Source organism: Microbacterium karelineae, assembly GCF_009745985.1.
In the GTDB taxonomy this organism is placed as follows: Bacteria; Actinomycetota; Actinomycetes; order Actinomycetales; family Microbacteriaceae; genus Microbacterium; species Microbacterium karelineae.
This window is the reverse complement of sequence record NZ_WFIX01000182.1, coordinates 261,553-287,680: the sequence shown is the minus strand read 5'-3', so window position 1 is coordinate 287,680 and position 26,128 is coordinate 261,553. Positions and strand designations below refer to the sequence as shown.

The 26,128-nt window shown below is 70.7% G+C and carries 26 protein-coding genes; 18 read left to right on the top strand and 8 right to left on the bottom strand.

What is annotated here, in order from left to right:
- The first annotated feature begins 168 nt into the window (after nt 1–168).
- From GB932_RS10365 to guaA, 9 genes are all read left to right on the top strand, one after another.
- Nucleotides 169–1,077 (top strand): metal ABC transporter substrate-binding protein, encoded by a 909-nt coding sequence (locus GB932_RS10365; protein WP_156760611.1) that lies wholly within the window; start codon nt 169–171, stop codon nt 1,075–1,077.
- Nucleotides 1,074–1,799, top strand: a complete 726-nt coding sequence (locus GB932_RS10360; protein ID WP_156760610.1) for a metal ABC transporter ATP-binding protein — start codon at nt 1,074–1,076, stop codon at nt 1,797–1,799. Before GB932_RS10365 ends, GB932_RS10360 begins: the two co-directional genes overlap by 4 nt.
- Nucleotides 1,796–2,641, top strand: a complete 846-nt coding sequence (locus GB932_RS10355) for a metal ABC transporter permease (protein ID WP_156760609.1) — start codon at nt 1,796–1,798, stop codon at nt 2,639–2,641. Before GB932_RS10360 ends, GB932_RS10355 begins: the two co-directional genes overlap by 4 nt.
- Before the next feature lie 118 nt (nt 2,642–2,759).
- Complete coding sequence (gene guaB / locus GB932_RS10350) at nt 2,760–4,262, top strand: IMP dehydrogenase (protein WP_156760608.1); 1,503 nt, start codon at nt 2,760–2,762, stop codon at nt 4,260–4,262.
- Between the two features lie 19 nt (nt 4,263–4,281).
- Nucleotides 4,282–5,394 carry a GuaB3 family IMP dehydrogenase-related protein gene (locus GB932_RS10345; RefSeq protein ID WP_156760725.1) on the top strand — a complete coding sequence of 371 codons (1,113 nt, stop codon included), beginning with the start codon at nt 4,282–4,284 and terminating at the stop codon, nt 5,392–5,394.
- Complete coding sequence (locus tag GB932_RS10340; RefSeq protein ID WP_156760607.1) at nt 5,391–6,230, top strand: SURF1 family protein; 840 nt, start codon at nt 5,391–5,393, stop codon at nt 6,228–6,230. The genes GB932_RS10345 and GB932_RS10340 overlap by 4 nt, the downstream gene beginning before the upstream one ends.
- A 31-nt stretch (nt 6,231–6,261) precedes the next feature.
- Nucleotides 6,262–7,134, top strand: a complete 873-nt coding sequence (locus GB932_RS10335; protein WP_197517423.1) for an ion transporter — start codon at nt 6,262–6,264, stop codon at nt 7,132–7,134.
- A gap of 10 nt (nt 7,135–7,144) precedes the next feature.
- Nucleotides 7,145–7,708 carry a DUF3817 domain-containing protein gene (locus GB932_RS10330; protein ID WP_156760606.1) on the top strand — a complete coding sequence of 188 codons (564 nt, stop codon included), beginning with the start codon at nt 7,145–7,147 and terminating at the stop codon, nt 7,706–7,708.
- On the top strand, nt 7,659–9,275 hold the full coding sequence (guaA, locus tag GB932_RS10325; protein WP_156760605.1) for a glutamine-hydrolyzing GMP synthase: 1,617 nt from the start codon (nt 7,659–7,661) through the stop codon (nt 9,273–9,275). Before GB932_RS10330 ends, guaA begins: the two co-directional genes overlap by 50 nt.
- A gap of 6 nt (nt 9,276–9,281) precedes the next feature.
- On the opposite strand, the gene GB932_RS10320 is transcribed toward guaA, so the two are convergent.
- Complete coding sequence (locus GB932_RS10320; RefSeq protein ID WP_156760604.1) at nt 9,282–9,464, bottom strand: PspC domain-containing protein; 183 nt, start codon at nt 9,462–9,464, stop codon at nt 9,282–9,284.
- 220 nt (nt 9,465–9,684) lie between these two features.
- Here GB932_RS10320 and GB932_RS10315 point away from each other — a divergent pair, with 220 nt between their 5' ends.
- On the top strand, nt 9,685–9,999 hold the full coding sequence (locus GB932_RS10315; RefSeq protein WP_156760603.1) for a helix-turn-helix domain-containing protein: 315 nt from the start codon (nt 9,685–9,687) through the stop codon (nt 9,997–9,999).
- A gap of 98 nt (nt 10,000–10,097) precedes the next feature.
- Here GB932_RS10315 and GB932_RS10310 read toward each other — a convergent pair whose 3' ends face one another.
- Both GB932_RS10310 and GB932_RS10305 read right to left on the bottom strand, forming a co-directional pair.
- Nucleotides 10,098–10,685 (bottom strand): ClpP family protease, encoded by a 588-nt coding sequence (locus tag GB932_RS10310; RefSeq protein WP_156760602.1) that lies wholly within the window; start codon nt 10,683–10,685, stop codon nt 10,098–10,100.
- Nucleotides 10,682–11,302, bottom strand: a complete 621-nt coding sequence (locus GB932_RS10305; RefSeq protein ID WP_156760601.1) for a ClpP family protease — start codon at nt 11,300–11,302, stop codon at nt 10,682–10,684. The genes GB932_RS10310 and GB932_RS10305 overlap by 4 nt, the downstream gene beginning before the upstream one ends.
- A 254-nt stretch (nt 11,303–11,556) precedes the next feature.
- Here GB932_RS10305 and GB932_RS10300 point away from each other — a divergent pair, with 254 nt between their 5' ends.
- On the top strand, nt 11,557–12,423 hold the full coding sequence (locus GB932_RS10300; RefSeq protein WP_156760600.1) for a formate/nitrite transporter family protein: 867 nt from the start codon (nt 11,557–11,559) through the stop codon (nt 12,421–12,423).
- A 69-nt stretch (nt 12,424–12,492) separates the two neighbouring features.
- Nucleotides 12,493–13,791 carry an alpha/beta fold hydrolase gene (locus tag GB932_RS10295; RefSeq protein WP_156760599.1) on the top strand — a complete coding sequence of 433 codons (1,299 nt, stop codon included), beginning with the start codon at nt 12,493–12,495 and terminating at the stop codon, nt 13,789–13,791.
- A gap of 75 nt (nt 13,792–13,866) precedes the next feature.
- Here the strand turns inward: GB932_RS10295 and GB932_RS10290 are convergent, their stop codons facing one another.
- The 4 genes from GB932_RS10290 to GB932_RS10275 form a co-directional block, all read right to left on the bottom strand.
- Entirely contained in the window at nt 13,867–15,486 is a 1,620-nt protein-coding gene (locus GB932_RS10290) for a carbohydrate-binding domain-containing protein (RefSeq protein ID WP_156760598.1), read from the bottom strand.
- 22 nt (nt 15,487–15,508) lie between these two features.
- Nucleotides 15,509–16,297 carry a polyphosphate polymerase domain-containing protein gene (locus GB932_RS10285; protein ID WP_156760597.1) on the bottom strand — a complete coding sequence of 263 codons (789 nt, stop codon included), beginning with the start codon at nt 16,295–16,297 and terminating at the stop codon, nt 15,509–15,511.
- The gene (locus GB932_RS10280) at nt 16,294–16,884 is read right to left on the bottom strand and encodes a DUF4956 domain-containing protein (RefSeq protein ID WP_156760596.1); all 591 of its coding nucleotides are present in this window, start codon (nt 16,882–16,884) and stop codon (nt 16,294–16,296) included. Before GB932_RS10280 ends, GB932_RS10285 begins: the two co-directional genes overlap by 4 nt.
- A gap of 147 nt (nt 16,885–17,031) precedes the next feature.
- Nucleotides 17,032–17,931: a Bax inhibitor-1/YccA family protein gene (locus GB932_RS10275; protein ID WP_156760595.1), complete on the bottom strand. Its 900-nt coding sequence runs from the start codon at nt 17,929–17,931 to the stop codon at nt 17,032–17,034.
- 126 nt (nt 17,932–18,057) lie between these two features.
- On the opposite strand from GB932_RS10275, the gene GB932_RS10270 reads away from it, so the two are divergent.
- Complete coding sequence (locus GB932_RS10270; protein WP_156760594.1) at nt 18,058–19,035, top strand: glycerophosphodiester phosphodiesterase family protein; 978 nt, start codon at nt 18,058–18,060, stop codon at nt 19,033–19,035.
- Between the two features lie 2 nt (nt 19,036–19,037).
- On the opposite strand, the gene GB932_RS19235 is transcribed toward GB932_RS10270, so the two are convergent.
- Nucleotides 19,038–19,727 (bottom strand): GntR family transcriptional regulator, encoded by a 690-nt coding sequence (locus GB932_RS19235; protein WP_197517422.1) that lies wholly within the window; start codon nt 19,725–19,727, stop codon nt 19,038–19,040.
- A 75-nt stretch (nt 19,728–19,802) separates the two neighbouring features.
- On the opposite strand from GB932_RS19235, the gene GB932_RS10260 reads away from it, so the two are divergent.
- From GB932_RS10260 to GB932_RS10240, 5 genes are all read left to right on the top strand, one after another.
- The gene (locus GB932_RS10260; RefSeq protein ID WP_156760593.1) at nt 19,803–22,187 is read left to right on the top strand and encodes an ATP-dependent helicase; all 2,385 of its coding nucleotides are present in this window, start codon (nt 19,803–19,805) and stop codon (nt 22,185–22,187) included.
- Between the two features lie 50 nt (nt 22,188–22,237).
- Nucleotides 22,238–23,416 (top strand): SseB family protein, encoded by a 1,179-nt coding sequence (locus GB932_RS10255; protein ID WP_156760592.1) that lies wholly within the window; start codon nt 22,238–22,240, stop codon nt 23,414–23,416.
- Nucleotides 23,417–23,516: 100 nt separating this feature from the next.
- Complete coding sequence (locus tag GB932_RS10250; protein ID WP_156760591.1) at nt 23,517–24,425, top strand: MetQ/NlpA family ABC transporter substrate-binding protein; 909 nt, start codon at nt 23,517–23,519, stop codon at nt 24,423–24,425.
- A gap of 2 nt (nt 24,426–24,427) precedes the next feature.
- The gene (locus tag GB932_RS10245) at nt 24,428–25,459 is read left to right on the top strand and encodes a methionine ABC transporter ATP-binding protein (protein WP_197517421.1); all 1,032 of its coding nucleotides are present in this window, start codon (nt 24,428–24,430) and stop codon (nt 25,457–25,459) included.
- Complete coding sequence (locus GB932_RS10240) at nt 25,456–26,127, top strand: methionine ABC transporter permease (RefSeq protein ID WP_231916115.1); 672 nt, start codon at nt 25,456–25,458, stop codon at nt 26,125–26,127. The genes GB932_RS10245 and GB932_RS10240 overlap by 4 nt, the downstream gene beginning before the upstream one ends.
- Nucleotide 26,128: the final 1 nt, after the last annotated feature.

The window sequence follows — 26,128 nt, the reverse complement described above, 5'->3', positions numbered from 1 at the left end:
ATCCTCCGGTCGACGCGGTCCCGACTCTCGGGCGGCGTCGCAGATGTCACCGAACGTAGGAGCCCGTTGTGAACTGAGTGTTTCCTGAGTTTCGGGCGTGTGATCGCGCCCGACGATCGGGCGAGATCGGGTCTTGTTCTCGGCGGGCCGGGCAGATAGGTTTTCGGTATGCCGAAAAATCTCCTGGCGTGTGCCGCCGTCGCCGTGCTGGCCTCGTCCGCGCTCGCCGGATGCGCCGCCCGGCCCGTCGATGAGGGGGACGACCGACCCGTCGTCCTCACGACGTTCACGGTGCTCGCCGATATCGCAGGCAACGTCGCCGGCGACCGCCTGCGCGTCGAGTCGATCACGAAGATCGGCTCGGAGATCCACGGCTACGAGCCGACGCCGGGCGACATCCGCCGCGCGTCGGAGGCGGACCTCATCCTCGACAACGGCCTGAACCTCGAGGCCTGGTTCGCTCAGTTCGTCGAGTCGATCGACGTCCCCCACGTCGTCGTCTCAGACGGGGTGGATCCCATCGACATCGCCGCGGACGCCTACGCCGGCACGCCGAACCCGCATGCGTGGATGAGCCCGCTCAATGTGCAGATCTACGTCGACAACATGGTCGCTGCGTTCTCCGAGCTCGATCCGGAGGGGGCGGCCGAGTACGCCGAGAACGCGGCGGACTACCGCGAGGAGCTGCAGGGCGTGCAGGACGACCTCGTCGAGGCGCTCGCCGGCGTCCCCGACGACGAGCGGGCGCTCGTCACCTGCGAGGGGGCGTTCTCGTATCTCGCGCGCGATGCGGGACTCGCGGAGGCCTACATCTGGCCCGTCAACGCCGAGCAGCAGGCGACGCCGCAGCAGATCACCGCCGCGATCGAGTTCGTCGACGACGGCGACATCCCCGCCGTCTTCTGCGAGTCGACCGTGTCCGACCGGCCGATGCGCCAGGTCGTCGAGGCGACGGGCGCCGAGTTCGGCGGCACGCTGTACGTCGACTCGCTGTCCGAGCCGGACGGCGACGTGCCCACGTACCTCGACCTCATCCGCCACGACGCCGAGCTGATCGCGGAGGCGCTCGCCGGATGAGCGCCGCGATCGAGGTGAGCGGCGTCACCGTCCGGTATCGCGACGTGGTGGCGCTGGAGGACACCGGTGTCGTCGTCGAAGCGGGCCGCGTGACGGCGCTCATCGGGATGAACGGATCCGGCAAGTCGACGCTGTTCAAGGCGATCCTCGGGCTGGTCCGCCCCGATTCCGGCGCCGTGCGCATCGAGGGCGGATCCCCGGCCGCCGCCCGCCGACGCGGCGCGATCGGATACGTGCCGCAGAGTGAGGACGTCGATGCATCGTTCCCCGTCTCGGTCCGCGATGTCGTCATGATGGGGCGCTACGGTGGCCTCGGGATCACGCGGCGACCGCGCGCCGCCGATGAGGCGGCCGTCGATGACGCGCTGCGCCGCGTCGAGCTCACGGAGCTCGCCGGGCGGCAGATCGGCGAGCTCTCCGGAGGCCAGCGCAAGCGCGCCTTCGTCGCACGCGGCATCGCGCAGGGTGCGCGGATCCTCCTCCTCGACGAGCCGTTCGCCGGCGTCGACAAGCGCTCGGAGGCGACGATCGTCCGGCTGCTGCGCGAGCTCGCGGCCTCGGGGTGCGCCGTGCTCGTCTCGACGCACGACCTCCACGCGCTGCCCCGCCTCGCCGACGATGCGGTCCTGCTGCTGCGTCGCCCTCTCTTCCACGGATCCGTCGAGGAGGCGCTCCGGCCCGACAACCTCGCGCGCGCCTTCGGGCTGGACGGCCTCGCATGACCGTGATCGACATCATCGTCGAGCCGCTCGCCTACGACTTCATGGTCCGCGCGCTCGCGGCGACGGTCGTGGCGTCCGTCGTCTGTGCGCTCCTCTCCTGCTGGCTCGTGCTCGTGGGCTGGTCGCTCATGGGCGACGCCGTCTCGCACGCCGTCCTCCCCGGCGTGGTGCTCGCCTACATCGTCGGCGCACCCTTCGCGATCGGGGCGCTGATCTTCGGGCTCCTCGCGGTCGTGCTCATCGGCGTCGTCCGCGGCACGGGCCGCGTGAAGGAGGACGCGGCGATCGGGATCGTGTTCACGGTGCTGTTCGCGATCGGCCTCGTGCTCATCTCCGTCACGCCGAGCCAGACCGACCTCGCGCACATCGTGTTCGGAAACATCCTCGGCGTCTCGACGGCCGAGCTGGTCCAGATCGGGGCGCTCGCCGCCGTCGCGTTCGTCGTCCTCGTCGCGAAGCGGCGCGACCTCACGCTGTACGCGTTCGACCCCGGGCACGCGTTCGCGATCGGGCTGTCGCCGCGGCTGCTCGGCGCGATCCTGCTCGGCGCGCTCGCCCTCACCGCCGTCGTCGCCCTGCAGGTCGTCGGCGTGATCCTCGTGGTGGCGATGCTCATCATCCCGGGCGCGACGGCACGTCTCCTCACCGACCGGTTCGGGCGCATGCTCGTGATCGCGCCGATCCTCTCGGCCGCGTCGTCGGTCGTCGGCATCTACATCAGCTACTGGGCGGACGCCGCGTCCGGGGCGCTCGTCATCATCGTGCAGGGCGCGGTCTTCGCCGTGGTCGCGGCGTTCGGGCCGAAGAGCGTGCTCGCCGCGCGCCGGCGGAGGCGCGCGTGAGGGTCGCCGGAATCGGTCAGCGCCACGCGCCCGCCACCGGCGATTCGCGGCGACCCGGCGCACAGGCGCGCGGCCATAGAATGAGAATCCCGCTCGCGCCCCAGCAGGAGACCTCCCTATGACGGACAACGATCCCTTCGGCTTCATCGGACTCACCTACGACGACGTGCTGCTCCTCCCCGGGCACACCGACGTCATCCCCAGCGAGGCCGACACGGCCTCGCAGCTGACGAAGCGGATCCGCGTCGCTCTTCCCCTCCTGTCGGCGGCCATGGACACGGTCACCGAGAGCCGGATGGCGATCGCGATCGCCCGGCAGGGCGGCATCGGCATCCTGCACCGGAACATGTCGATCGACGACCAGGCGACCGCCGTGCAGCGCGTGAAGCGCAGCGAGTCGGGCATGGTGACGGACCCGATCACGACGACGCCCGACCGCACCCTCGCCGAGGTCGACGCGATCTGCGCCGAGTACCGCATCTCCGGCCTGCCGGTCATCGACGACGACGGCCTGCTCGTGGGCATCGTCACGAACCGCGACATGCGCTTCGTGTCCGAGGAGACGAAGAAGACCACGCTCGTGAAGGAGGTCATGACGAAGGACGGCCTCGTCACGGGCCGTCCCGGCATCTCGCGCGACGAGGTCATCGCGCTGTTCAGCGAGCACCGCGTCGAGAAGCTGCCCCTCGTCGCCGACGACGGCACGCTCGCGGGCCTCATCACGATCAAGGACTTCGACAAGCGCGAGCAGTACCCCGACGCGACCAAGGACGAGCAGGGGCGCCTGCGCGTCGGCGCCGCGATCGGCTTCTTCGGCGAGGCATGGGAGCGCGCCGAGGCGCTGCGCGACGCCGGGGTCGACGTGATCGTCGTCGACACGGCGAACGGCCAGTCGCAGGGCGTCGTCGACATCGTCCGCCGCCTCAAGGCCGACGCGTCGTTCGCGCACATCGACATCATCGGCGGCAACGTCGCCACGCGCGAGGGCGCCCAGGCGCTCATCGACGCGGGCGTCGACGCCGTCAAGGTCGGCGTGGGGCCCGGATCCATCTGCACGACGCGCGTCGTCGCGGGCGTCGGCGTGCCGCAGGTCACGGCCATCTACGAGGCCTCCCTCGCGTGCCGCGCCGCGGGCGTGCCGCTCATCGCAGACGGCGGCCTGCAGTACTCGGGCGACATCGCGAAGGCGCTCGTCGCCGGCGCAGACACGGTCATGCTCGGCTCCCTCCTCGCCGGCACGTCCGAGTCGCCGGGCGAGCTCGTCTTCTCCAACGGCAAGCAGTTCAAGCAGTACCGCGGCATGGGATCCCTCGGCGCGATGCAGACGCGCGGCAAGAAGACGTCGTATTCGAAGGACCGCTACTTCCAGGCCGATGTGCCGAGCGACGACAAGCTGATCCCCGAGGGCATCGAGGGCCAGGTCCCGTTCCGCGGGCCCGTCGCCGCCGTCGCCTATCAGCTCACGGGCGGCCTGCGCCAGTCGATGTTCTACGTCGGCGCGCGCACGATCGACGAGCTCAAGAGCAAGGGCAGGTTCGTGCGCATCACGCCCGCGGGTCTCAAGGAATCGCACCCGCACGACGTGCAGATCGTCGTCGAGGCGCCCAACTACACGCGGTGAGGACGCTGAACCGATGAGCATGGAGATCGAACTCGGGCGCGGCAAGCGCGCCCGGCGCGCATACACCTTCGACGACATCGCGATCGTGCCGTCGCGGCGCACCCGCAGCCCCGCCGACGTCTCGACGTCGTGGACCATCGACGCCTTCACCTTCGACACCCCGATCCTCGGCGCGCCGATGGACTCGGTCGTGAGCCCCGCGACGGCGATCGCGCTGGGGCGCATGGGCGCGCTCGGCGTGCTCGACCTCGAGGGCCTGTGGACGCGCTACGAGGATCCTGAGCCACTGCTCGCCGAGATCGCGTCGCTCCCGAACGAGTCGGCGACGCAGCGGATGAAGGCGCTCTACGCCGAGCCGATCAAGCCGGAGCTCATCACGCGGCGCATCGCGGAGATCCGCGACGCCGGCGTGGTCGCGGCGGGCGCGCTCTCGCCGCAGCGCACTCAGGAGCACTACGAGACGGTCGTGGGCGCGGGCGTCGACCTCTTCGTGATCCGTGGTACGACCGTGTCGGCTGAGCACGTCTCGAGCGGCGCCGAGTCGCTCAACCTCAAGCAGTTCATCTACGACCTCGACGTGCCGGTCATCGTCGGGGGAGCGGGCACCTACCGCGCGGCGCTGCACCTCATGCGCACGGGTGCGGCGGGCGTGCTCGTCGGCTTCGGCGGCGGTGCCGCCTCGACGACGCGCACCACGCTCGGCGTGCACACGCCCATGGCGACGGCGGTCGCCGATGTCGCCGGTGCGCGTCGCGACTACATGGACGAGTCGGGCGGGCGCTACGTGCACGTCATCGCCGACGGCGGGGTGGGAACCTCGGGCGACATCGTGAAGGCGATCGCGATGGGCGCCGACGCCGTGATGCTCGGCGTCTCGCTCGCCCGCGCGACCGACGCACCGGGGCGCGGATACCACTGGGGCCAGGAGGCGCACCACGCGACCCTGCCGCGGGGCCGCCGCGTGCCCGTCGAGCAGATCGCATCGATGGAGGAGGTGCTGTACGGCCCCGCGCAGGTGGCGGACGGCACGTCGAACCTCGTCGGCGCCCTGCGCAAGTCGATGGCGACGACGGGCTACTCCGACATCAAGGAGTTCCAGCGCGTCGACGTGGTCGTCACGCCGTACGAATGACCGACGCCTCCCCGCACGGCGAGCTCGATCCGCAGGAGTTCCCGCCGACCCTGCGCGAGGTGATGCTGCGGCCGCGCTGGCTCGGCATGCTCGCCCTCTGCCTCGTCGTCGCGGGGATCTTCGCGGGCCTGCTGCAGTGGCAGCTCTCGCGGGCGGTGATGACGGATCCGCTCCCCGAGGGCGCGACCGAGAACGTGCTGCCGATCGGCGAGGTGATCGAGCCCGGCGAGTACCTGAACGGCCCCCTCATCGGGCAGCGCGTCGACGTCGAGGGCGCGTGGTCGGTGGATGACTTCCTCATCGTCTCGAATCGCTTCAACGACGGGGCCGAGGGGTTCTGGGTCACGGGGCGCTTCGTGACGGCCGACGGCGCCTCGCTCGCGACCGCGATCGGGTGGGCCGCCGACCGCGCGACGGCCGAGGCGGCGGCAGCGGAGCTCGCGGCGAGCGCGACGCCCGACGCGATCGAACTGACGGGCCGCCTCGTCGCCGACGAGGGCCCGACGCCCGCGCGCGGCGAGGATCCGTACGAGATGGCGCGCATGTCCCCCGCCGCGCTCCTCGGCCAGTGGGGCGAGGTCGACGGGCCGGTCTTCCGGCCGTTCCTCGCGGCGGCCGATGCGACGGGTGGGATCGGCGACGCCGGGCTCGCGACGATCTCGTCGCCCGCACCGGCGGACGACGGATCCGTCAACTGGCTCAACCTGTTCTATGCGGTCGAGTGGGCCGTCTTCGCGGCATTCTCGTTCTACCTCTGGTACCGCCTCGCGAAGGACGCGTGGGAGCGCGAGCTCGAGGAGCTCGCCGGCATCGACCCCGACGAGCTCGACGAGTGAGATCCGGCCCGGGTCGGGCATAATTCCCCACGTGAAGACGAACGAGGTTCGCGCAGCGGCGCCGACGGGCATGCGGGCGCGCATCGACGCGTGGATCACCGGCGAGCGGGCGCAGCGGGTGATCATGACGGTGATCATCGTCAACGCCGTCGTGCTCGGTGCCCAGACGACGGCGTGGGGCGCGCGCAGCGAGTGGCTGTCGGCTCTCGACATCGCCTGCCTGTCGATCTTCGTCGCCGAGCTCGTCGTGAAGCTCTCTGCGCAGGGCGGCCGATTCTTCCGCTCGGGTTGGAACGTCTTCGACCTGATCGTCGTCGCCGTCGCCCTCATCCCCGCGTCGAGCGGGTTGGCGGTCCTGCGGGCGCTGCGCGTGCTGCGCCTCGTGTCGATCGTCAAGAAGCTCCGCTTCGTCGTCGCCGCGCTCGCCGCATCGCTGCCGGGCATCGCCTCGATCGGCGCCCTGCTCGTCATCACGTTCTATGTGGGATCCGTCATGGCGACGACGCTCTTCACCGAGACCTTCCCCGAGTGGTTCGGCTCGATCGCGCGCTCGGCGTACAGCCTGTTCCAGGTCATGACGCTCGAGAGCTGGTCGATGGGCATCGTCCGCCCGGTGATGGAGGTCCATCCCTGGGCCTGGGCGTTCTTCGTGCCGTTCATCGTCATCTCGGCGTTCACCGTGCTGAACCTGCTCGTCGCCGTGATCGTCGACGCGATGCAGGCGGGGCGGGAGGAGGAGGCCGCCGCGGCGGACGCCGACGACGCGCAGCCGCGCGACGAGCTCGCCGAACTGCGCGAGCAGGTCGCATCCCTGCAGACCTCCCTCGACGAGGCCCTCGATCTGCTGCGCCCGCGCCGCGAGGACGGCGGTCCCTCGTCGGGGATCCCCAGTTCCGCCCCGTAGACTGGTGGGCATGCCACAGCCCCGGATCGCGACCTTCCCGAGGATCCGCACGGCGCTTCGCTTCTACCAGATCGCGAGCGTGATCACGGGCATCGGCCTGCTGCTGCTCGTCGCCGAGATGGTCCTGAAGTACTCGCCGCTGCACGTCGAGCTCTTCCTCGGCGGATCCGGCGGCTTCCTCTGGTTCGCCGGCGTCGTCCCCGCGGGCGACTGCCTCTGGTACTCGCAGTTCGCGATGGGCGCCGGCGGCTGCGAGATCGTGTCGACGGGGGACGGGCTGAACCTGTCGCTCGGCATCCTCATCGTGCACGGCTGGTTCTACGTCGTGTACCTCGCGAGCGTGTTCTGGCTGTGGAGCCTCATGCGCTGGGGCTTCGGTCGTTTCCTCATGCTCGCGGGCGGCGGCGTCGTGCCGTTCCTGTCGTTCATCATGGAGGGCATCGTGGCCCGCGACGTCAAGACCTACCTCGCGCAGCGCGAAGAGCGCGCAGCCGAGAAGCGCGCCGCCCGGGAGGCGGGCGCGAATGGATCCGACCCATCCGACCCCGCCCGGGAGGCCGCCCTTGAGCAGTGACACCGCACAGCGACCGGTTCTGGTCGTCGACTTCGGCGCCCAGTACGCCCAGCTGATCGCGCGCCGCGTGCGCGAGGCCGGCGTCTTCAGCGAACTCGTGCCGCACACGATCACGGCGGCGGAGGTGACCGAGAAGGATCCGGTCGCGATCATCCTGTCCGGTGGCCCGAGCTCGGTCTACGCGCCCGGCGCGCCGCAGTTCGACACGAGCGTGTTCGATCTCGGCATCCCGACGCTCGGCATCTGCTACGGCTTCCAGGTCATGGCGCAGGCGCTCGGCGGCGAGGTCGCCCAGACGGGTCAGCGCGAGTACGGCGCGACCGGCGCGACGCTCGCGGGAGACGGCGGCGTGCTGCTCGAGGGCACGCCCGCCGGCCAGAACGTGTGGATGAGCCACGGCGACTCGGTCGCGAAGGCGCCGGACGGATACGACGTCCTCGCGTCGACGGCCGCGACGCCCGTCGCGGCGTTCGGCAACGCCGAGGCGTGCTTCTACGGCGTGCAGTGGCACCCCGAGGTGAAGCACTCCGACCACGGCCAGCGGGTCATCGAGAACTTCCTGCACCGCGCCGCCGGCCTCCCGGCCGATTGGAACAGCGGATCCGTCATCGACGAGCAGGTCGCGCGCATCCGCGAGCAGGTGGGATCCGCCCGCGTCATCTCGGCACTGTCGGGCGGCGTCGACTCGGCCGTGTCGACGGCGCTCGTGCACCGCGCGATCGGCGATCAGCTCACGGCCGTGTTCGTCGACCACGGGCTCCTCCGCAAGGGCGAGCGCGAGCAGGTCGAGCAGGACTACGTCGCGTCGACGGGCGTGAAGCTCATCACGGTCGACGCCGAGGAGACCTTCCTCGGGCACCTCGCCGGCGTCACGGATCCCGAGACGAAGCGCAAGATCATCGGCCGCGAGTTCATCCGCGCGTTCGAGAAGGTGCAGCGCGAGCTCGTCGACGAGGCGAAGGCGGAGGGCGCGCCGATCAGGTTCCTCGTGCAGGGCACCCTGTACCCCGACGTCGTCGAGTCGGGCGGCGGATCCGGCACGGCGAACATCAAGAGCCACCACAACGTCGGCGGCCTCCCCGAGGATCTCGACTTCGACCTCATCGAGCCGCTGCGCACGCTGTTCAAGGACGAGGTGCGCCAGATCGGCCGCGAGCTCGGCCTGCCCGAGGCGATCGTCGGCCGCCAGCCGTTCCCGGGGCCCGGCCTCGGGATCCGGATCATCGGCGAGGTCACGCACGACCGCCTCGAGACGCTGCGCGCGGCCGACGCGATCGCCCGCGAGGAGCTCACCGCCGCGGGCCTCGACGGCGAGATCTGGCAGTGCCCCGTCGTGCTGCTCGCCGATGTGCGCAGCGTGGGCGTGCAGGGCGACGGCCGCACCTACGGCCACCCCGTCGTGCTGCGCCCCGTGTCGAGCGAGGACGCGATGACGGCCGATTGGACGCGCCTGCCGTACGACGTGCTCGCGAAGATCTCGAACCGCATCACGAACGAGGTCGCCGAGATCAACCGCGTCACCCTCGACGTGACGAGCAAGCCCCCCGCGACCATCGAGTGGGAGTGACTCGGGTCACTCCGTCGGGATGACGATCCAGAGCGCGATGTAGGCGGGGAGCGTCCAGCCGAAGAACAGCAGCCCGACGATGGTCAGCGCGCGCACCACCTTGGGGCTGAGGTCGAAGCGGCGGGCGACCGCGGCGCAGACGCCGGCGACCATCCTGTCGGCGCGGGGTCGTACGAGTGGTGTCGTCATATCGTCAGCGTAGGCCGAAGGCGTGCCCGCTGTCGCTGGGGCCAGCCGGACGATCCGTCGTCTGGTTCTCCCACGGTCCGTTCTGATCGGCACGCTCCCGAGTGCGGACTCGCCCTTCGGTCGCGCGAAGGGGGCGTGGCCGCACTCGGCAGGATCCGCGGTCTTCTGCTGTCGGCGGAACGGGAAGCGGATCGCGGGGATCCGGCCTAGCGTGAGGGCCATGGCCGACCTCATCCCGCTCCCGCCGCGATCAGCCGATCCCGATCCGCTGTGGCGACATCTCGTGGGCGAGCGACTGCGCCGGATGCGGCACGCGCGCGGTGAGACGCTGGCCGAGGTCGCGCGCCGCGCGGGGGTCTCGGTGCAGTACCTGTCGGAGATCGAGCGCGGGCTCAAGGAGCCGTCGAGCGAGATCGTCGCCGCGGTGCTCGGCGCGCTGGGCGGGACGCTCCTCGACCTGACGAGCGGCGTCGCCGACGACCTGCGCGCGGCCGCCCCGGCGTTCGGTCGCGCGCCCTTCGCCCTGGCCGCCTGACTCGGCACCGTCCGCGCACGCCACCGCCCTCGCGGGTGCCGCGCGGTCGCTCTGACGCGTCAGAATGACCACGCGGCACCCGCGAAGCCGGCGAGGCGTCAGCGCTCGTCGAGCACCCGGTCCGCCAGGCCGTAGTCGACGGCCGCCGCGGCGGTGAACACACGGTCACGGTCGGTGTCGCGCCGCAGCGCCTCGACCGCCTGGCCGGTGTGCCGGGACAGCACGCCCTCGATCTCGCCGCGCACCCGCACGAGCTCATCCGCGTTCACGATGAGGTCGGGGATCGCGCCACGGTCCTGGCCGGCCGGCTGATTCAGCACGACGCGCGCGTGGGGGAGGACCCCGCGCTTGCCCTCCGCCCCGGCGGCGAGCAGCACGGCGCCCACGCCGATCGCCTCGCCGACGCACGTCGTCGCGACGTCCGGGGCGATGTACCGCATCGTGTCGTACACGCCGAGCATCGCGGCGGGGTCGCCGCCGGAGCAGTTGATGTAGAGATGCACATCGCTGTCGCGCCCCGTCGCCTCGAGGTGCAGAAGCTGGGCGATGAGCGCGTTCGCGACGCCCGCGTCGATCGGGGTGCCGAGGTAGACGACCCGTTCGGAGAGCAGGTTCGAGTAGACGTCCATGATGCGCTCGCCGCGGCCGTCGCGGGTGATCACGTTCGGGATCGTGTAGCTGCTCATGCCGCCTGCTCCGCTCCGAGTCCGAGGCGCGAGCGCCGCTCGGGCATCACCTCGTGGAACCCCGCGACGATCCCGTCGATGAACCCGTACTCGAGCGCCTCGGGCGCCGTGAACCAGTTGTCGTGCAGCGAATCCTCGAATATCCGCTCACGGGGCTGACCCGTGTCCTCGCTCGTGAGCCCGAGGACGGTGTCGCGGAGCCTCCGGAGGTCGTCGGCCTGCAGCTCGACGTCGACCGCCGAGCCGCCGATGCCTGCGGATCCCTGGTGCAGCAGGATCCGCGCGTGCGGCAGGGCGCGACGCTTGCCGGGCGCGCCCGCCGAGAGGAGGAACTGGCCGGCGCTGCATGCGAGCCCGATCGCGAGCGTCGAGACATCGCACGGCACGAGCCGCATCACGTCGCGGATCGCCAGCATCGACGGCACGGATCCGCCGGGGGAGTGGATCCACAGCGCGATGTCGTTCTGCGGATCCTCCGCGGCGAGGGTGAGCATCTGCGTCGTCAGGAGCATGCCGTTGTCGTCGTCGAGGACGCCGTCGAGGACGAGCACGCGGCGCAGGGAGAGCTCGCGGCGGACCTCCGCCGTGAACTGCGGGACCTTCACGTCATCTGTCATGGATCCAGCGTGCGCGGGAACGCGGCCGCGCGGGCGCGGATCCGCCGGGGGCAGATCCGCGCTGGGCGGATCCGGTGTTCTCGAGTCCGGACGCGCCTTTCGCCGGAGGGCACATTCGCACTCGCGAGGACCCGCATCGCTCACGGCGGCGCGTCCGCGCCCGTGAGATGTCGGGTGTATGTGCGTAACGCGATCCGACATACGCCGGAAACGGGCGCACGGCATCCTGGAGGCAATCCACCCGAGGAGGCCCCATGTCGTACGTGAAGCCAGCAGAGCTCATCACGAGCATGATCGACGCCGGCGAGTCGAAGGTCCTGATGTCGACGCGCGACACCCTGATCCGCGCGTTCATGGGTGGTGCGATGCTCACGCTCGCGGCGGCCTTCGCCGTCACGGTCTCGACGCAGACCGGCAGCCCGCTCGTCGGGGCGATGCTGTTCCCCGTCGGATTCGTGCTCCTGTACCTGCTCGGATACGACCTGCTCACGGGCGTCTTCACGCTCGCGCCGCTCGCCCTCTTCGACAAGCGCCCCGGCGTGACTCTCGGGGGCATCGGGCGCAACTGGGGCCTCGTCTTCATCGGCAACTTCGCGGGCGCGTTCATGGTCGCGCTGTGCATGGCGATCTACTTCACGTACGGCTTCACGACCGAGCCGAGCGCCGTCGGCGAGGCGATCAACGAGATCGGCCACGGCCGCACGGTCGGATACGCGGAGCACGGGGCGGGCGGCATGCTGACGCTGTTCATCCGCGGCATGCTCTGCAACTGGATGGTCTCGACCGGCGTCGTCGCAGCGATGATGTCGACCTCCGTGCCCGGCAAGGTCATCGGCATGTGGCTGCCGATCATGCTGTTCTTCTACATGGGCTTCGAGCACTCCGTCGTGAACATGTTCCTCTTCCCGACGGGGCTGCTCCTCGGCGCCGAGTTCACGATCGGCGACTACCTCGTGTGGAATGAGATCCCCACGGTGCTCGGCAACCTCGTCGGCGGCCTGACCTTCGTCGGCCTGATGATCTTCGCCACCCATGGCCGCACGGGCCCGAAGCGCATCGTGATGACGCGCCCCAACGGGAAGACCTTCGCCGCCGCGCCCACGCGCGTTCCGCGCGGCTGAGGGGACCCGCGTCCCCGCGGGCGGCAACGGCGCCGCACGCGGGGATCTCGCGTGGGGGAGGATGGATCGATGGCGACCCACGAATACAACCTGCGCGGCCTCACGATCCGCGACCACACGATCTCCGCGCCCCTCGACTGGGCCGAGCCCGCGTCGGGACGGCATATCGAGGTCTTCGCCCGCGAGGTCGTCGGGCCGGCGGGTCCCGACGCCCCGATCCTGTTGTTCCTGCAGGGCGGCCCCGGCGGCAAGGGGCCGCGGCCCGAGCCGAACGGCGGCTGGATCGGCGAGGCGCTCACGACGCACCGCGTGCTGCTGCTCGACCAGCGCGGCACGGGGCGGTCGACGCCGATCGAGCGATCGACGATCGCCGGGCTGTCGGCCGACGAGGCGGCGGCGTACATCCGCTGCTTCCGCGCCGAGCAGATCATCGCCGACGCCGAGCACATCCGGCGGGAGCTGTTCGGCGGGACGAGATGGCAGACGCTCGGGCAGAGCTACGGCGGCTTCCTCACCCTCACCTACCTGTCGCTCGCACCCGAGGCGCTCGAGGCGAGCTATGTGACGGGCGGCGTCACCTCGATCGACCCGTCGATCGACGACATCTATCGGAACACGCTGCCGCGCGTGCGTCGCAAGACGGCGGAGTTCTCCCGCCGCTATCCGCAGCACGTCGAGACGCTGCGGACGATCGTCGACATCCTCGAGAACGACGACGTGATCCTGCCGAGCGGAGATCGACTGAGCGCGCGGCGTCTGCAGACCCTCGGGATCGACTTCGGCATGGGGCCGGGAATGGAGCGGCTGCACTGGCTGCTCGACGAGGCGATCCTGCCATCGGGCCGCCTCGGCGACGCGTTCCTCGACGCCGTCGATCAGCGCACGCAGTACTGGGGAGGGCCCCTGTACGCGGTGCTGCAGGAGGAGATCTACGCCGACGGCGCCGGAGCCACGCGCTGGTCGGCGCACCGGATGCGCGAGGAGCTCGGCGGGTTCGACGCGGCAGAGGAGGTCGCCGCGGGCCGCCCGATGCCCTTCACCGGCGAGATGTTCTTCCCATGGCAGTTCGACGAGATCGCGTCGCTGCGTCCGTTCCGCGATGCCGTCATGGCACTGCACGAGCGCGCCGACCACCCCGCGCTGTACGACAGGGACCAGCTCGCGCGCAACGAGGTGCCCGTCGCGGCCGCGATGTACCACGACGACATGTTCGTGCCGATCGAGTTCGCCGAGGCCACCCGCGACGCCGTGCCGAACACGCACCTCTGGATCACGAACGAGTTCGAGCACGACGGACTTCGGCAGGATCCGCGGGTCGTGCGCCGCCTCATCGACCGCGTGATCGAGGAGGGCGGGCCGCTCCGCTGAGCCCACGAGGCCGCAGGTCTTCCTCGAGTCCGCAGCGATTTGCACCGGACTCGAGGAAGCCTTGTGGAGATGGGGTCAGCCGCGGGGGCCGCCCATGCCTCCCGCGAGCGCCTCGCCGGTCGTCGCGGTCGCGGCCTCGGATCCGTCGACCGTGATCGTGTAGTTCGCGCCCGCGGTGACGTCCTCCCCCGAGTAGAGGACGGCGCCGAACGCCTTCGCGGCCTCGCCGGAGTACAGCACGGTGCCGTCGTCCGCGACGATCTCGATCGTCGCACCGGCGTCGCCCGAGGCCGCCGCGGCGACCCACGCCTGCGCCGAGTCGGTCGACGGCGTCTCGCTCATCCCGCCCGCGTCGAGGGCGAGCAGGGTGCCGCCCGTCACGGCGATCTCGCCGTTCGCGTCGAGGGCGCCGTTCCCGGCGTTCGTGGGCCCGTTCACGATGATCGTGCCGCCCGAGATCTCGAGGGATCCGTTCGAGTCGAGGCCGTCGCCCTCCGCGTCGATCGTGATCTCGCCACCTGAGATGAGGATCCACTCGCCGGAGTCCTGCATCCCGCCGCCCTGCATGCCGCCGCCCTGCATGCCGCCCGTCGGGCGCTCACCGTCGGCGGGGAACTCGCCGTCGGCGGGCATCTCGCCGCCGGCGTCAGCCTCGTCCGTCGACGTGGCGCTCGTCGTCCCGTCGGTCTCCGCGGTCCCGGCCGAACCGTTGATCCCATCGTCCGTCGCGACGATGTCGATCGTCCCACCGCCGATCGCGACGATGCCGGCCTCGAATCCCTCCTCCGACGCGATCGAGACGGCGCCGCCCGTCACAATCGCATCGGTGAAGCCGTCGATGCCGTCGCTGCCGGCGGTGATGTCGAGCACGCCGCCCTCGACGAGGACCCACCCCTTCGTCTCGTCGTCATCCTGATCCGACTGCAGGCCGTCGCCGCCGGCGTCGACCGAGACGGTGCCGCCGCGGATCGTGAGCGAGTCCTTCCCGCGCAGCCCATCGTCGGCGGCGGTCACGTCGATCGTGCCCGAGAGGATCACGAGATCGTCCTTGCTCGTGATGCCGTCGTTCGCGGATCCGTCGACGGAGAGGGATCCGGTGCCCGAGATCGTGAGGTCGGCGTCGGACCAGATCGCGGCATTCGGGTCCGCGTCCTCGTCGTACGCGCCCGTGGAGGAGACGGAGTTGTCGGATCCGTCGGCGAGGAAGATCGCCACATCGTCGGCCGAGAGCGCCTGGATCGCGGCGGCGTCGGCGGCGTCGATCGTCACGCCGTCGAGCACGAGCACCACCTGCGCATCCTCCGGTGCGTCGATCGTCACGGTGCCGTCGAGCTGGCCCGTGAGCCGGTAGACGCCCGCCTCGGTGATGGTCACGCCGTCGTCCGACGCTTCCACGCCGGATCTGGTGGGATCGGCGAGGTCGACCTCCTGCGCGTCGTCGATCGACCATTCGTCGTCGTTCACGACCGTCTGGTCGGAGTTCCCGTCGATGACGGCCTGGACGTCGTCGGGCTTGGTCTCGGTCGAGGTGGCCGTTGCGGCCAGGGTCGTCTCGTCGGCGCTGTCGCCTGCGGCGCTCGCCGCGTCGGCGATCGCCGAGCAGCCCGTGAGGGCGGCGACGCCGAGGGAGAAGGCGAGGCCGAGGCCGGCGGCGGCGCGCAGTGCGGGGCGTCGCGGGGGAGTGGTCGAGGTCATGGTGGTGCTCCTGTTCTGCGGGTCAAGCGGCGCGCGCGCCGTGCGCGGCCTGGGTGAAGTGGGTGCGGAGCACACGGCTCCACTTGTTGGAGGGGAGGTCGGGGCGGAGGGCCGCGAGGCCCGTCGCGAACTTGCTGACGCCCGCTGGACGGATGCCCGCGCGCCACAGCACGCGATCCATCTCGGAGGGGCGCGACGACGACTTGGTCTCGACGATGACGAGGTCGGGGCACATCATGCTCCCGCCCCAGGCGTCGACCCACTCGAGCTCGGTGTCGATCGTCGCGCGCGCCCCGTCGGTGAGCAGCAGCGTCGTGCGCCGATACCCGGTGTGCAGTGTCGGGGCGAGCGTCTCGACGAGGGCGCCATCGAGGCCGAGCGCCGCGATTCCGGCCGCGGCATACGCGCGCCCCTCGTCGGTGAGCGCCTCGACGGCGTCCGTGGGGTGGGCGATGCGCTCCTTCACGGTGGCGCCGCGGCCGCCCTTCGTCTTCATCTCGAGGAACGCCGCATCGGTGTCGACGTAGTGGCGGGAGCGCAGCTTGAAACGGCGCCGCCGCCCCCGCGCCGCGAGATGGTAGCTCGTGAGCGCGGGGGTGTCGAAGTACATGGATCCGTAGCGGGACCCCCGCTCGCCGTCGATCTCGAGCACGCGGGTCGCGTCGCCGAGGCGGTCGAGGATCCGCGGGACGATCGCCGTGGGCACAAGGTACTTGCGGTCGATGCGCGTGAGGAGCGCCGCCTCCGCGACGAGCTCATCCAGCACGATCGGCGCGAAGCGCGCGGTGGCGTCGGAGACCGTCGCGTTCACGCCGCGACCTCCTCGCGGGGCGCGGCGGCGCCGGATCCGCGCCGCGCGCCGACCCGATAGCGGATGTCCACGATGGTCGTGTCGTCGACGAAGTCGAGGTGCTGCACGTGCAGGGAGCGGATGTCGCCGCCGACGCGCGTGCCGACGACGGCTCGCAGCTCGTCTTCGTCGGCGATCGCCTCGTCGAGCCGGATCGTGCGATGCCGTGTGGCGGCGAACAGCGCGGGGTGGTCGACGACCGCGAGGACGGCGACGATGAGGGCGATGAGCGCGGTCGGCGCCACGCTGAACGCGGGCGTGAGTCCGGCGATGAGGCCCATCGCGAGTGCCGCGAAATAGTAGGCGACCTCGCGCTGGGAGATCTCGCTCGAGCGCAGCCGGATGATCGACAGGACGCCGAAGAGTCCGAGACCGAGGCCGACCGCGACCTCGGACGCGCCGAGGACGTAGGCGACGGCGTAGACGCCGATGTTGACGCCGAAGAAGGCGACGACGAGGTCGCGGCGGCGGTGGCGGCGGAAATAGACGGCGACCGTCAGGATCGTGATCGCGGCGAGGTCGATGAGGAGCATCGTGGGGTCGGGCATGGGTGTTCACCTTTCGTTCACCTCGAGTGAACCGGGCACCCCTATGCGATCCCTATGGCGCGGTGAGGCGCCGGACATGAGTTCGTCGCGGCATGCGAAAGGCCCGCCCCGGCGAACCGGGGCGGGCCGTGTCGAGCGAGGGCGAGGTCAGTCGCCGCGCAGGATCGCGAGCATGCGCAGGATCTCGATGTAGATGAAGACGACGGTCGCCATGATGCCGTAGGCGGCCGTCCAGGCGAGCTTCGCGGGGGCGCCGTTGCGCACACCGCGCTGGATCGCGTCGAAGTCGAGCACGAGCATGTACGCGCCCATGAGCACGACGAGCACACCGAGGATGAGGCCGATCGGGATGCCCATGATCTCGGCCGAGCGCATGCCGAAGGCCATGCCTTCGGGGAGCACGCCGAACATCATGAGGCCGACGTTGAGGAGCGAGAACACGGCGTAGCCGATCATCGCGATCATGACGATCTTCGTCATGCGAGCCGAGGCGCGGATCTTGCCGCTCGCGAAGAGGGCGAGCGTCGTCGCGATGACGGCGATCGTCGCGAGGGCCGCCTGGAAGACGACGCCAGGCCAGACCGCTTCGAAGAAGGCCGAGATGCCGCCGACGAAGAGACCCTCCGCGACGGCGTATGCGACGACGAGGCCCGTCGGCGCGATCTTCCGGCGGAAGCCGAACGCCATGACGAGGCTGATGACGAGCGTGCCGACGACGCCGACGATCGCAGGCATGAGGTTGAAGGACGTCGCCGAGGCGGGCGAGAGCGTGCCGCCCAGCGTGAAGAACCAGCTGACGACGCCGACAGCGAGCATGACGGCGAACAGGATCGTCGTCTTGACGATCGTGTCCTCATACGTCATGCGGCCCGTCTGCGGCGTGCCGGCCGACGGGGCGGCGTACATGCCCTCGATGTGGGCCTGCTCGCCGACGCCCGGCGCGGGCGGAACCGGCGGCGCGGTGGGGGACAGGGGCGTGGAGTACCCGTTCTGGGCACGTCCGGGCTCCTGAGCGAAGTACGGGCTGTTGAATCCGGTGCTGGCCATGTGCTGCGGTCACACTCCTGGGTTCCTGAGGGTCGCGCGTGCGCGCTGTCAGACAAGGATATCGACCGGGTGCTATGGCTGGGCTGTGTTCATGCGGAATTCTCGGGTCAGCCCTACCCTGTGACGATGCAGTCCTCCGCCCCCATCGTCATCGGCCACCGCGGCGCCCCCGGATACCGCCCAGAGCACACCCGCGCCTCGTATGAGCTCGCGATCGCGCAGGGGGTCGACCTGATCGAGCCCGACGTCGTCGCGACGCGCGACGGCGTGCTCGTCGTGCGGCACGAGAACGAGATCTCGGGGACGACCGACGTCGCGGGGCGCCCGGAGTTCGCGCACCTGCGCACGACGAAGACCTTCGCGGGACACGCACTCGAGGGCTGGTTCGTCGAGGACCTCTCGTGGGACGAGCTGCGAACGCTCCGCTGCCGCGAGCGGATCCCCACCCTCCGGCCCGCGAACGTCGCACACGACGGAGAGGAGGGGGTTCTGTCGCTGCGCGAGGTGCTGGACATCGCGCGCTCGGGCGGCGTCGGCGCCGTGATCGAGATCAAGCACGCGCCGTACTTCGGCTCGATCGGGATCGACCTCGCGGCGCTCGTCGCCGAGGAGGTGCGATCGGCGGGCTGGCAGGCGCCGGGCGCGGGGCGGCTCGTGATCGAGTCGTTCGAGCAGTCCGCCCTCGACGCCGTGCGCGCGCACGGGATCCGTGCCGAGTACGTCTACCTTCTCGAGCGCGCGGGCACGGCGCTCGACCGGCTGCTCGCCGAGGGCGATGAGGCCCCCACCTACCGCGCGCAGCTGGCCGACCTCGACGCGCTCTCCGCGGGCCTCGACGGCATCAGCGTGCACAAGAGCCTCCTCCTGCGCGCGGGCGGCCCGCCTCGGTTCGCGGCCGCGGCGCGCGAGCGCGGGCTCGAGCTGTTCGCCTGGACGTGCCGCGCCGAGAACGCCTTCCTCTCGCGACGGTTCCGCGCCGGATCCGGCCGCGCCGCGCACGGCGACTGGCGCGCCGAATGGATGGCGCTGCGCGAGGCGGGTGTGACGGGCGTGTTCGCCGATCAGCCCGACCTGGCGCGGCGCGCGTTCCCGGCCGCGGAGTAGGTCTACTCCGCATCGTCCCAGAGGTTCTCGACGGCGCTCGCCGGCCCGGGCTGGCCCGGCCCGAGCAGCATGACCCGGCGCACGAGCTCCTCGGCGGCGACCGCGTCGCCGGCCTCGACGGCGGCCGCGGCCTCGTCGAGCTCGGAGCGGATCGCGGCGGCGTCCTTCACGAGAGGGAAGGTGCCCCGGAGGTTGCGGGAGAGCATGAGCCAGGCATCGGTCATCGTCGCCTGGAAGAGGGCGTTCTCGCTCGCCGTGCCCAGGAATTCGCCGAAGCGCCGCGTCGCGTCGTAGGCCGCCTTCGGATCGGTCTCGGCGTGCGCGCCGATCTCGCGGAGCATCTCGGCGGCGCGCTTCCGGCCGGCCTCGTCGAGGCGCCGCACCGCGAGCCGGAGCCCGATGCCGACCTGGTAGCCGATGAACTCGAGCGACTGGCCCGGCATCTCGGGCGTGACCTCGGTAACCCGCGTGTAGCGGCTCGCGACCATCTCGATGAGGCCCTGGCGCTCGAGCCGCTGCAGCGCCTCTCGCACGGGCATCCGCGATACGCCGAGCCGATCGGCGAGCTCGCCGTCCCGCACGCGCTGACCCGGCTTGAGCGAGCCGTCGACGATGGCGTTGCACAGCCTCTCGTAGACGATATCGGCCAGCCTCTTCGGCTGGGCCTGAATCTCGGTGACGTCCTTTTCCACGGTTCCCCCCGTTTTTGTGCTGGTGCGATGATACGCCCGCGAATGTCAGTGGTGTCTCATACACTCGGTCGGGACATGCCTGATGCACCCGACGCGCCCATCGTCCCATCCGTACACGACCCGCTTATCGACGGGCTGAATCCGCAGCAGCGCGAGGCGGTCGAATACCGCGGCCCCGCGCTGCTGATCGTCGCGGGAGCGGGCTCCGGCAAGACGCGCGTGCTCACGCACCGTATCGCGTCCCTTCTGCGCGCCCGTGAGGCATGGCCGAGCCAGATCCTCGCGATCACCTTCACGAACAAGGCCGCGGGCGAGATGCGCGATCGGGTCGAGGAGCTCGTCGGCGAGCAGGCGAAGGGGATGTGGATCTCGACCTTCCACTCGGCGTGCGTGCGGATCCTGCGCCGCGAGGCCGAGCAGTTCGGCTTCACGAAGGCGTTCACGATCTACGACTCGGGTGATGTGCGCGCCCTGCTCAAGCGGCTCGTGAAGGAGCACGAGGCCGATGCCTACGGCCTGACACCGGCGGCGGCGCAGAGTCGCATCTCGAAGCTCAAGAACGAGCTCCTCGACGCCGAGGCGTATGCGCGGCAGGCCGATATGAACGATCCGGCCGAGCGCGTCTTCGTCGAGGTCTTCCAGGATTACGCGCGAAGTCTGCGCAGGGCGAACGCGTTCGACTTCGACGATCTGCTCGCCCAGACGGTCTTCCTCTTCCGCGCCTTCCCGCAGGTCGCCGACGTGTATCGTCGTCGCTTCCGGCATATCCTCGTCGACGAATATCAGGACACGAACCACGCGCAGTACCAGCTGATCCGCGAGCTCACGCGGCCTGTGCAGGGCGAGGGAGTCGACGTCGGCGGCGGCATGGTCGCGCTCATGCCCGACGCGGCCGACGAGGCCGCCTCGCTCACGGTCGTCGGCGACTCGGATCAGTCGATCTACGCCTTCCGCGGCGCGGACATCCGCAACATCACCGAGTTCGAGCGCGACTTCACGGGCGCGAAGGTCGTCCTCCTCGAGCAGAACTACCGGTCGAGCCAGAACATCCTCGACGCCGCGAACGCCGTCATCCGCAACAACTTCGACCGCAAGGACAAGAAGCTCTGGACCGACCAGGGCGAGGGGAAGCCGGTCGTCGGCTTCACCGGCTATTCGCAGCACGATGAGGCGCAGTTCGTGGCCGACGAGATCGAGTCGCTGCGCCGCGAGGGCGTCGACTACAGCGACGTCGCCGTGTTCTACCGCACCAACTCGCAGTCGCGCGCGCTCGAGGAGATCTTCATCCGCTCCGCGATCCCGTATCGGATCATGGGCGGCACGAAGTTCTATGACCGCGCGGAGATCAAGGATGCCCTCGCCTACCTCGTCGCGGTCGTCAACCCGGCCGACGAGATGGCCGTGCGGCGGATCCTCAACAAGCCCAAGCGCGGCGTCGGCGCCGTCACCGAGACGAACATCGCGCGCTTCGCGGCCGACAACGACATCACGTTCCGAGACGCGATCGGCCACGCCGCCGAGATGGGGCTCGGCCCCAAGCTGCAGAAGGCCCTCGCACACCTCGACGCCGTGCTCCGCGAGGCGCAGGAGATCCTCCTGCCCGCGTCGGGCGACCCGGCGCCGCCGAGCGCCGTCGCCGAGGGGCTGCAGGTGCTGCTGAACAGGTCGGGCTACCTTGACGTGCTGCGGCAGTCGCGCGATCCGCAGGACGAGGCGCGCGTCGAGAACCTCGACGAGCTCGTCGCCGTGACGCGCGAGTTCGCGCGCAACAACCCCGAGGGAACGATCGTCGACTTCCTCACCGAGGTGGCCCTCGTCGCCGACAGCGACGACCTCGACGACGCCACCGGCACGGTCTCGCTCATGACGCTCCACACGGCGAAGGGGCTCGAGTTCGACGTCGTCTTCCTGACGGGCGTCGAGGAGGACCTCATCCCGCACCGCATCTCGGCGGGCGAGCCGGGCGGCCCGCAGGAGGAGCGCCGGCTGTTCTACGTCGGCATCACCCGCGCCCGCAAGCGGCTGTTCCTGTCGCTGGCCATGACGCGCGCGCAGTTCGGCGAGGTGTCGGTCGCGATGCCCAGCCGGTTCCTGCAGGAGATTCCGGCGGGCCTCATCGACTGGCGCCAGTCGCCCGGCGATGTGAACTCGCGCGGCGGCACCCAGTCGCGCGCGCTGAACGCCGTGCGGCCGCGCGAGAACCGCTGGGGCGTGCGCCCGCTCGAGTCGAAGGGCTCATCGAAGTCGCTCGCCGAGTTCGCCAACCGCGTCACGGGCAAGGTGCGCGACAACGGCGACCTCGAGCTCGCGGCGGGCGACCGGATCCGCCACGACGATTTCGGCGACGGCACCGTCGACGCCGTGACGGGGCAGGGCGCGAAGCGCATCGCGCACGTGCGCTTCGAAGAGGCCGGGGCGAAGAAGCTGCTCATCAAGGTCGCGCCGATCGAGAAGATCTGACGGGAGCTCCCGGGCGCGACGCACCTCCGCGACCCACGTACCCTGGGGACATGGGTCTTTTCTCGCGTAAGAAGAAGTCCGGCGGCGACGACGAGTCGGCCGAGCCCCAGCGAGAGGAACCGCAGACGCCGGATAGCGACGCCGCCGAGCCCGCGCAGTCGGATGCGCCGAGCTCGTCCCCGGACGTCAGCATCTCGTTCTCGGCCTTCCAGGGCGTCGGCGCGCCGTCGGGCCCCGAGGTCGGCTCGCCCGCGGACAAGCCGGCGCAGCGCCCGAATCCGGCCGACGGGCCGCAGGCCTTCACCAAGCGCCCCGCATCGGCGACGCCCGCCCCTGAAGGCGGGCGGCCCGTGCCCCCGCGCGAGCTGCCGCTCGCGCCCGCCGCGCCCCCGAACGACGTCGAGACGGTCAAGGGGCTGCGCGACAACACGCTCCTGCGCGACGCCCTCGCGGCGCTGCCCGAGAAGCCGACGCCGCAGCAGCTGCTCGGCGTCGCCCGCCAGCTGCTGCAGGGGCACATCTTCCTGCGCGTCACGGGCGATGTCCGCGAGCAGATGCAGGAGGACGGCAAGGCGACCCTGTCGTTCGGCGTCGCACGCAACGGCGACAAGAACTACATGCTCGTCTTCAGCTCGGGCAGGACGCTGCGCGACGCGGTGCAGGCCGACGGCAACACCCAGACGTCGGCGGTCGCCCAGCCCGTGCCGCTGATCCTCGGGCACATGATCGACAACGACTTCGACGGCCTCATCGTCGACAACGCCTCGGCGCCCCACCGCATCGTGCTCCCGCGGGAGGTGCTCGAGCGCGCCCGCGAGCAGGCGGATCCGACGCTGCGCGTGAAGACGGCGCTCGCGCAGCCGCGGGAGACCGACACGCCCAAGAAGGTCGCCTCGATCCTCTCCGAGCGCCCTCCGCTGTGGGTCGCGGTCGGCCCGTCGCCGCAGGACGAGAAGAAGATGGGCATCGCGGAGGCGCGCCTCGCGAACGGCACCCGACTGCTGCAGGTGTACTCCCACCCCCTCGAGGTCGTGGCGCAGGGCCGCAGCGAGCGCGCCCTGCCGTTCGGCGTCGAGAAGGTCGCGAAGGTGCTCGTCGACCACCCGGAGCTCGGCGGCATCCTCATCGACCCCGCCGGTCCGCTCATCACCCTCACGCGCGACGAGCTCGACCCTGTGCTCGCGCTGGCCGACGAGGCGGGCGACACGGGGCTCGACACGCAGGCCTGACGATCGCGCGGGGCGCCGCGTTGCGCCGTATGTCGCCCCGGTTCGCGTCGCACCCGCGCGTCTGCGTACAGTCGATGCCCCTTGACCCGAGGAGCACAACATGACCTTCCGCGCCCGCACCGTGGCCTCCCTGTCCGCCATCGGCATCCTCGCGCTCGCCGGATGCGCGCCCGGCGGAGCCGGCGAAACCGCCGACGCCGAGCTCGGCAGCGAGGCGAACCCCGTGCGGATGGGCGTCGTGGGCGCGAGCGACCCGTACTGGGAGACGTATGTCGAGGCCGCGGCGGCCGAGGACATCTCGGTCGACATCATCGACTTCACCGAGTACACGCAGCCGAACCCCGCCCTCACGGAGGGCGAGCTCGACATCAATCAGTTCCAGCACGTCATCTACCTCGCCGACTACAACGTCGCCGCGGACGAGGACCTGCAGCCGATCGGCGCGACCGTGACGTATCCGCTGGGCCTGTACTCGGCCGAGTACGACGACGTCGCCGACATCCCCGACGGGGAGTCCGTTCTCGTGCCGAACGACACGACGAACCAGGCGCGCGCCCTGCTCGTCCTGCAGTCGGCCGGGCTCGTGGCCCTGGAGGACGGCGGCAGCCCGTTTTCGACGCTGGACGACGTGATCGCGGACGAGTCGAGCGTCGAGGTCAAGGCCCTCGACGCGGCGCTCATCGCCCCGTCGCTTCCCGACGCGGCCGCCGCCGTCATCAACAACGACTTCCTCGAGGCCGCGGGGCTGACGAGCGACGACGCGATCGTGACCGACGACCCGTCGGACCCGTCGGCGCTGCCGTACGTGAACATCTTCGCGACCCGCGCCGCCGACGTCGACGACGAGGTGCTGAACCAGCTCGTCGAGATCTACCAGTCGAGCGACGAGGTCATCGCGGGCGTGCTCGAGACGAGCGGCGGCACCGCCATCCCCGCGACCACGCCGCGAGAGGACCTGCAGGCGTCGCTCGCAGACGTCGAGGAGGACATCCGGGGCGCGGCCGACTGACGATGGCGCACATCACCCTGAGAGACGTGACGAAGGCCTACCCGCCGCGCCGGCGGGGAGGCGAGACCGTCACAGCCGTCGACGGGGTGTCGCTCGAGATCGAACGCGGCGACGTGTTCGGCATCATCGGATACTCGGGCGCGGGCAAGTCGACGCTCGTGCGGCTCATGAACGGCCTCGAGCCCGTCACGGCCGGATCCGTCGACATCGACGGCGTCGACATCGCGTCCATCTCGGCGCGTCGGCTGCGCCGGGTGCGCCAGGGGATCGGCATGATCTTCCAGCGCTTCAACCTGCTGCGCTCGCGCACGATCCGCGGCAACGTGGCCTATCCGCTGGAGGTCGCCCGGGTTCCGCGCGCGGAGCGCGCGCGCCGCGTCGCCGAGCTGCTCGACTTCGTCGGGCTGGCGGATCGGGCCGACGCGTATCCCGAGCAGCTGTCGGGTGGGCAGCAGCAGCGCGTCGGGATCGCGCGGGCGCTCGCGGCGGATCCGGCGATCCTGCTCGCCGACGAGGCCACGAGCGCGCTCGATCCCGAGACGACCGACGAGGTCCTCGCGCTGCTGAGCCGCGTGAACCGCGAGCTCGGCATCACGATCGTCGTCATCACTCACGAGATGGACGTCATCGCGCGCATCGCGAACCGCGTCGCCGTCATGGAGCGCGGTCGCGTCGTCGAGTCGGGGGACACCTACGACGTCTTCACGCGGCCGCGCACCGATACGGCCACCCGGTTCGTCCGGACGGTCGTGCGCGCCCTGCCCGAGGGGGACGCCCTCGCCGAGCTGCGGCGGAAGCACGATGGCCGGCTCTTCACGATCTCGTTCACGGACGAGGGCGTATCCGAGGCGCGGGTGTTCGGCGCGCTCGCGCGGGCGGGCGTCGACTTCAACCTCGTCCACGGCGGCGTCGACGACATCCAGGGCCGCGTCTACGGCCTGCTGACGATCGCCGTCCGCGGCGACGAGGAGGCGGTCCGCGCGGCCCTCGGGGGCATCGGATCCGGTGTCGCGATCTCGGAGGTGACGGCGTGAGCGGGCTGCCGGACGACATCGTGGAGATCCTTCCCGACGTCATCGAGCAGACGGGCATCACGCTGTGGCTCGTCTCGGCCGCACTCGTCTTCGGCGGCGTCGCGGGGCTCGTCGTGGGCGTCGCCCTCACGGTCACGCGGCGCGGCGGGATCCTGCAGCAGCCCGTCGTCTTCGGCGTGCTGAACCTGCTCGTCAACACCTTCCGGCCGATCCCGTTCATCATCCTCCTCGCGGCGCTGCAGCCGCTCGCCCGCACCGTGCTCGGCACGGGCATCGGCAACACGGCGGCGATCTTCGCGATCTCGGTCGCCGCGACGTTCGGCATCGCGCGCATCGTCGAGCAGAACCTCGTCACGGTCGACGACGGCGTCATCGAGGCCGCGCGGGCGATGGGTGCGGGACCGTGGCGCATCATCCTCACGGTCATCCTGCCGGAGGGCCTCGGCCCGCTGATCCTCGGTTACGCGTTCGCGACGATCGCGATCATCGACATGTCGGCGGTCGCCGGCATGATCGGCGGGCTGGGCGTCGGCAACTGGGCGATCGCGTACGGCCAGCGCCAGAACGACTGGGTCGTCATCGTCAGCGCGCTCGTCGCGATCATCATCGTCACGCAGATCGTCCAGGCGATCGGCAACGCGCTCGCCCGGCGGATCCTGCGCCGCTGAC

Excerpts from the sequence above, each read along its gene's own strand:
- GB932_RS10320 (WP_156760604.1), bottom strand. The coding sequence starts at position 9,464 with ATGACGACACCACTCGTACGACCCCGCGCCGACAGGATGGTCGCCGGC.
- GB932_RS10315 (WP_156760603.1), top strand. The coding sequence starts at position 9,685 with ATGGCCGACCTCATCCCGCTCCCGCCGCGATCAGCCGATCCCGATCCG.
- GB932_RS10355 (WP_156760609.1), top strand. The coding sequence starts at position 1,796 with ATGACCGTGATCGACATCATCGTCGAGCCGCTCGCCTACGACTTCATG.
- GB932_RS10340 (WP_156760607.1), top strand. The coding sequence starts at position 5,391 with ATGACCGACGCCTCCCCGCACGGCGAGCTCGATCCGCAGGAGTTCCCG.
- GB932_RS10295 (WP_156760599.1), top strand. The coding sequence starts at position 12,493 with ATGGCGACCCACGAATACAACCTGCGCGGCCTCACGATCCGCGACCAC.
- GB932_RS10345 (WP_156760725.1), top strand. The coding sequence starts at position 4,282 with ATGGAGATCGAACTCGGGCGCGGCAAGCGCGCCCGGCGCGCATACACC.
- GB932_RS10255 (WP_156760592.1), top strand. The coding sequence starts at position 22,238 with ATGGGTCTTTTCTCGCGTAAGAAGAAGTCCGGCGGCGACGACGAGTCG.
- GB932_RS10310 (WP_156760602.1), bottom strand. The coding sequence starts at position 10,685 with ATGAGCAGCTACACGATCCCGAACGTGATCACCCGCGACGGCCGCGGC.
- GB932_RS10290 (WP_156760598.1), bottom strand. The coding sequence starts at position 15,486 with ATGACCTCGACCACTCCCCCGCGACGCCCCGCACTGCGCGCCGCCGCC.
- GB932_RS10260 (WP_156760593.1), top strand. The coding sequence starts at position 19,803 with ATGCCTGATGCACCCGACGCGCCCATCGTCCCATCCGTACACGACCCG.
- GB932_RS10365 (WP_156760611.1), top strand. The coding sequence starts at position 169 with ATGCCGAAAAATCTCCTGGCGTGTGCCGCCGTCGCCGTGCTGGCCTCG.
- GB932_RS10250 (WP_156760591.1), top strand. The coding sequence starts at position 23,517 with ATGACCTTCCGCGCCCGCACCGTGGCCTCCCTGTCCGCCATCGGCATC.
- guaA (WP_156760605.1), top strand. The coding sequence starts at position 7,659 with ATGGATCCGACCCATCCGACCCCGCCCGGGAGGCCGCCCTTGAGCAGT.
- GB932_RS10360 (WP_156760610.1), top strand. The coding sequence starts at position 1,074 with ATGAGCGCCGCGATCGAGGTGAGCGGCGTCACCGTCCGGTATCGCGAC.
- GB932_RS10270 (WP_156760594.1), top strand. The coding sequence starts at position 18,058 with ATGCAGTCCTCCGCCCCCATCGTCATCGGCCACCGCGGCGCCCCCGGA.
- GB932_RS10280 (WP_156760596.1), bottom strand. The coding sequence starts at position 16,884 with ATGCCCGACCCCACGATGCTCCTCATCGACCTCGCCGCGATCACGATC.
- GB932_RS10275 (WP_156760595.1), bottom strand. The coding sequence starts at position 17,931 with ATGGCCAGCACCGGATTCAACAGCCCGTACTTCGCTCAGGAGCCCGGA.
- guaB (WP_156760608.1), top strand. The coding sequence starts at position 2,760 with ATGACGGACAACGATCCCTTCGGCTTCATCGGACTCACCTACGACGAC.
- GB932_RS10300 (WP_156760600.1), top strand. The coding sequence starts at position 11,557 with ATGTCGTACGTGAAGCCAGCAGAGCTCATCACGAGCATGATCGACGCC.
- GB932_RS10245 (WP_197517421.1), top strand. The coding sequence starts at position 24,428 with ATGGCGCACATCACCCTGAGAGACGTGACGAAGGCCTACCCGCCGCGC.
- GB932_RS10330 (WP_156760606.1), top strand. The coding sequence starts at position 7,145 with ATGCCACAGCCCCGGATCGCGACCTTCCCGAGGATCCGCACGGCGCTT.
- GB932_RS10305 (WP_156760601.1), bottom strand. The coding sequence starts at position 11,302 with ATGACAGATGACGTGAAGGTCCCGCAGTTCACGGCGGAGGTCCGCCGC.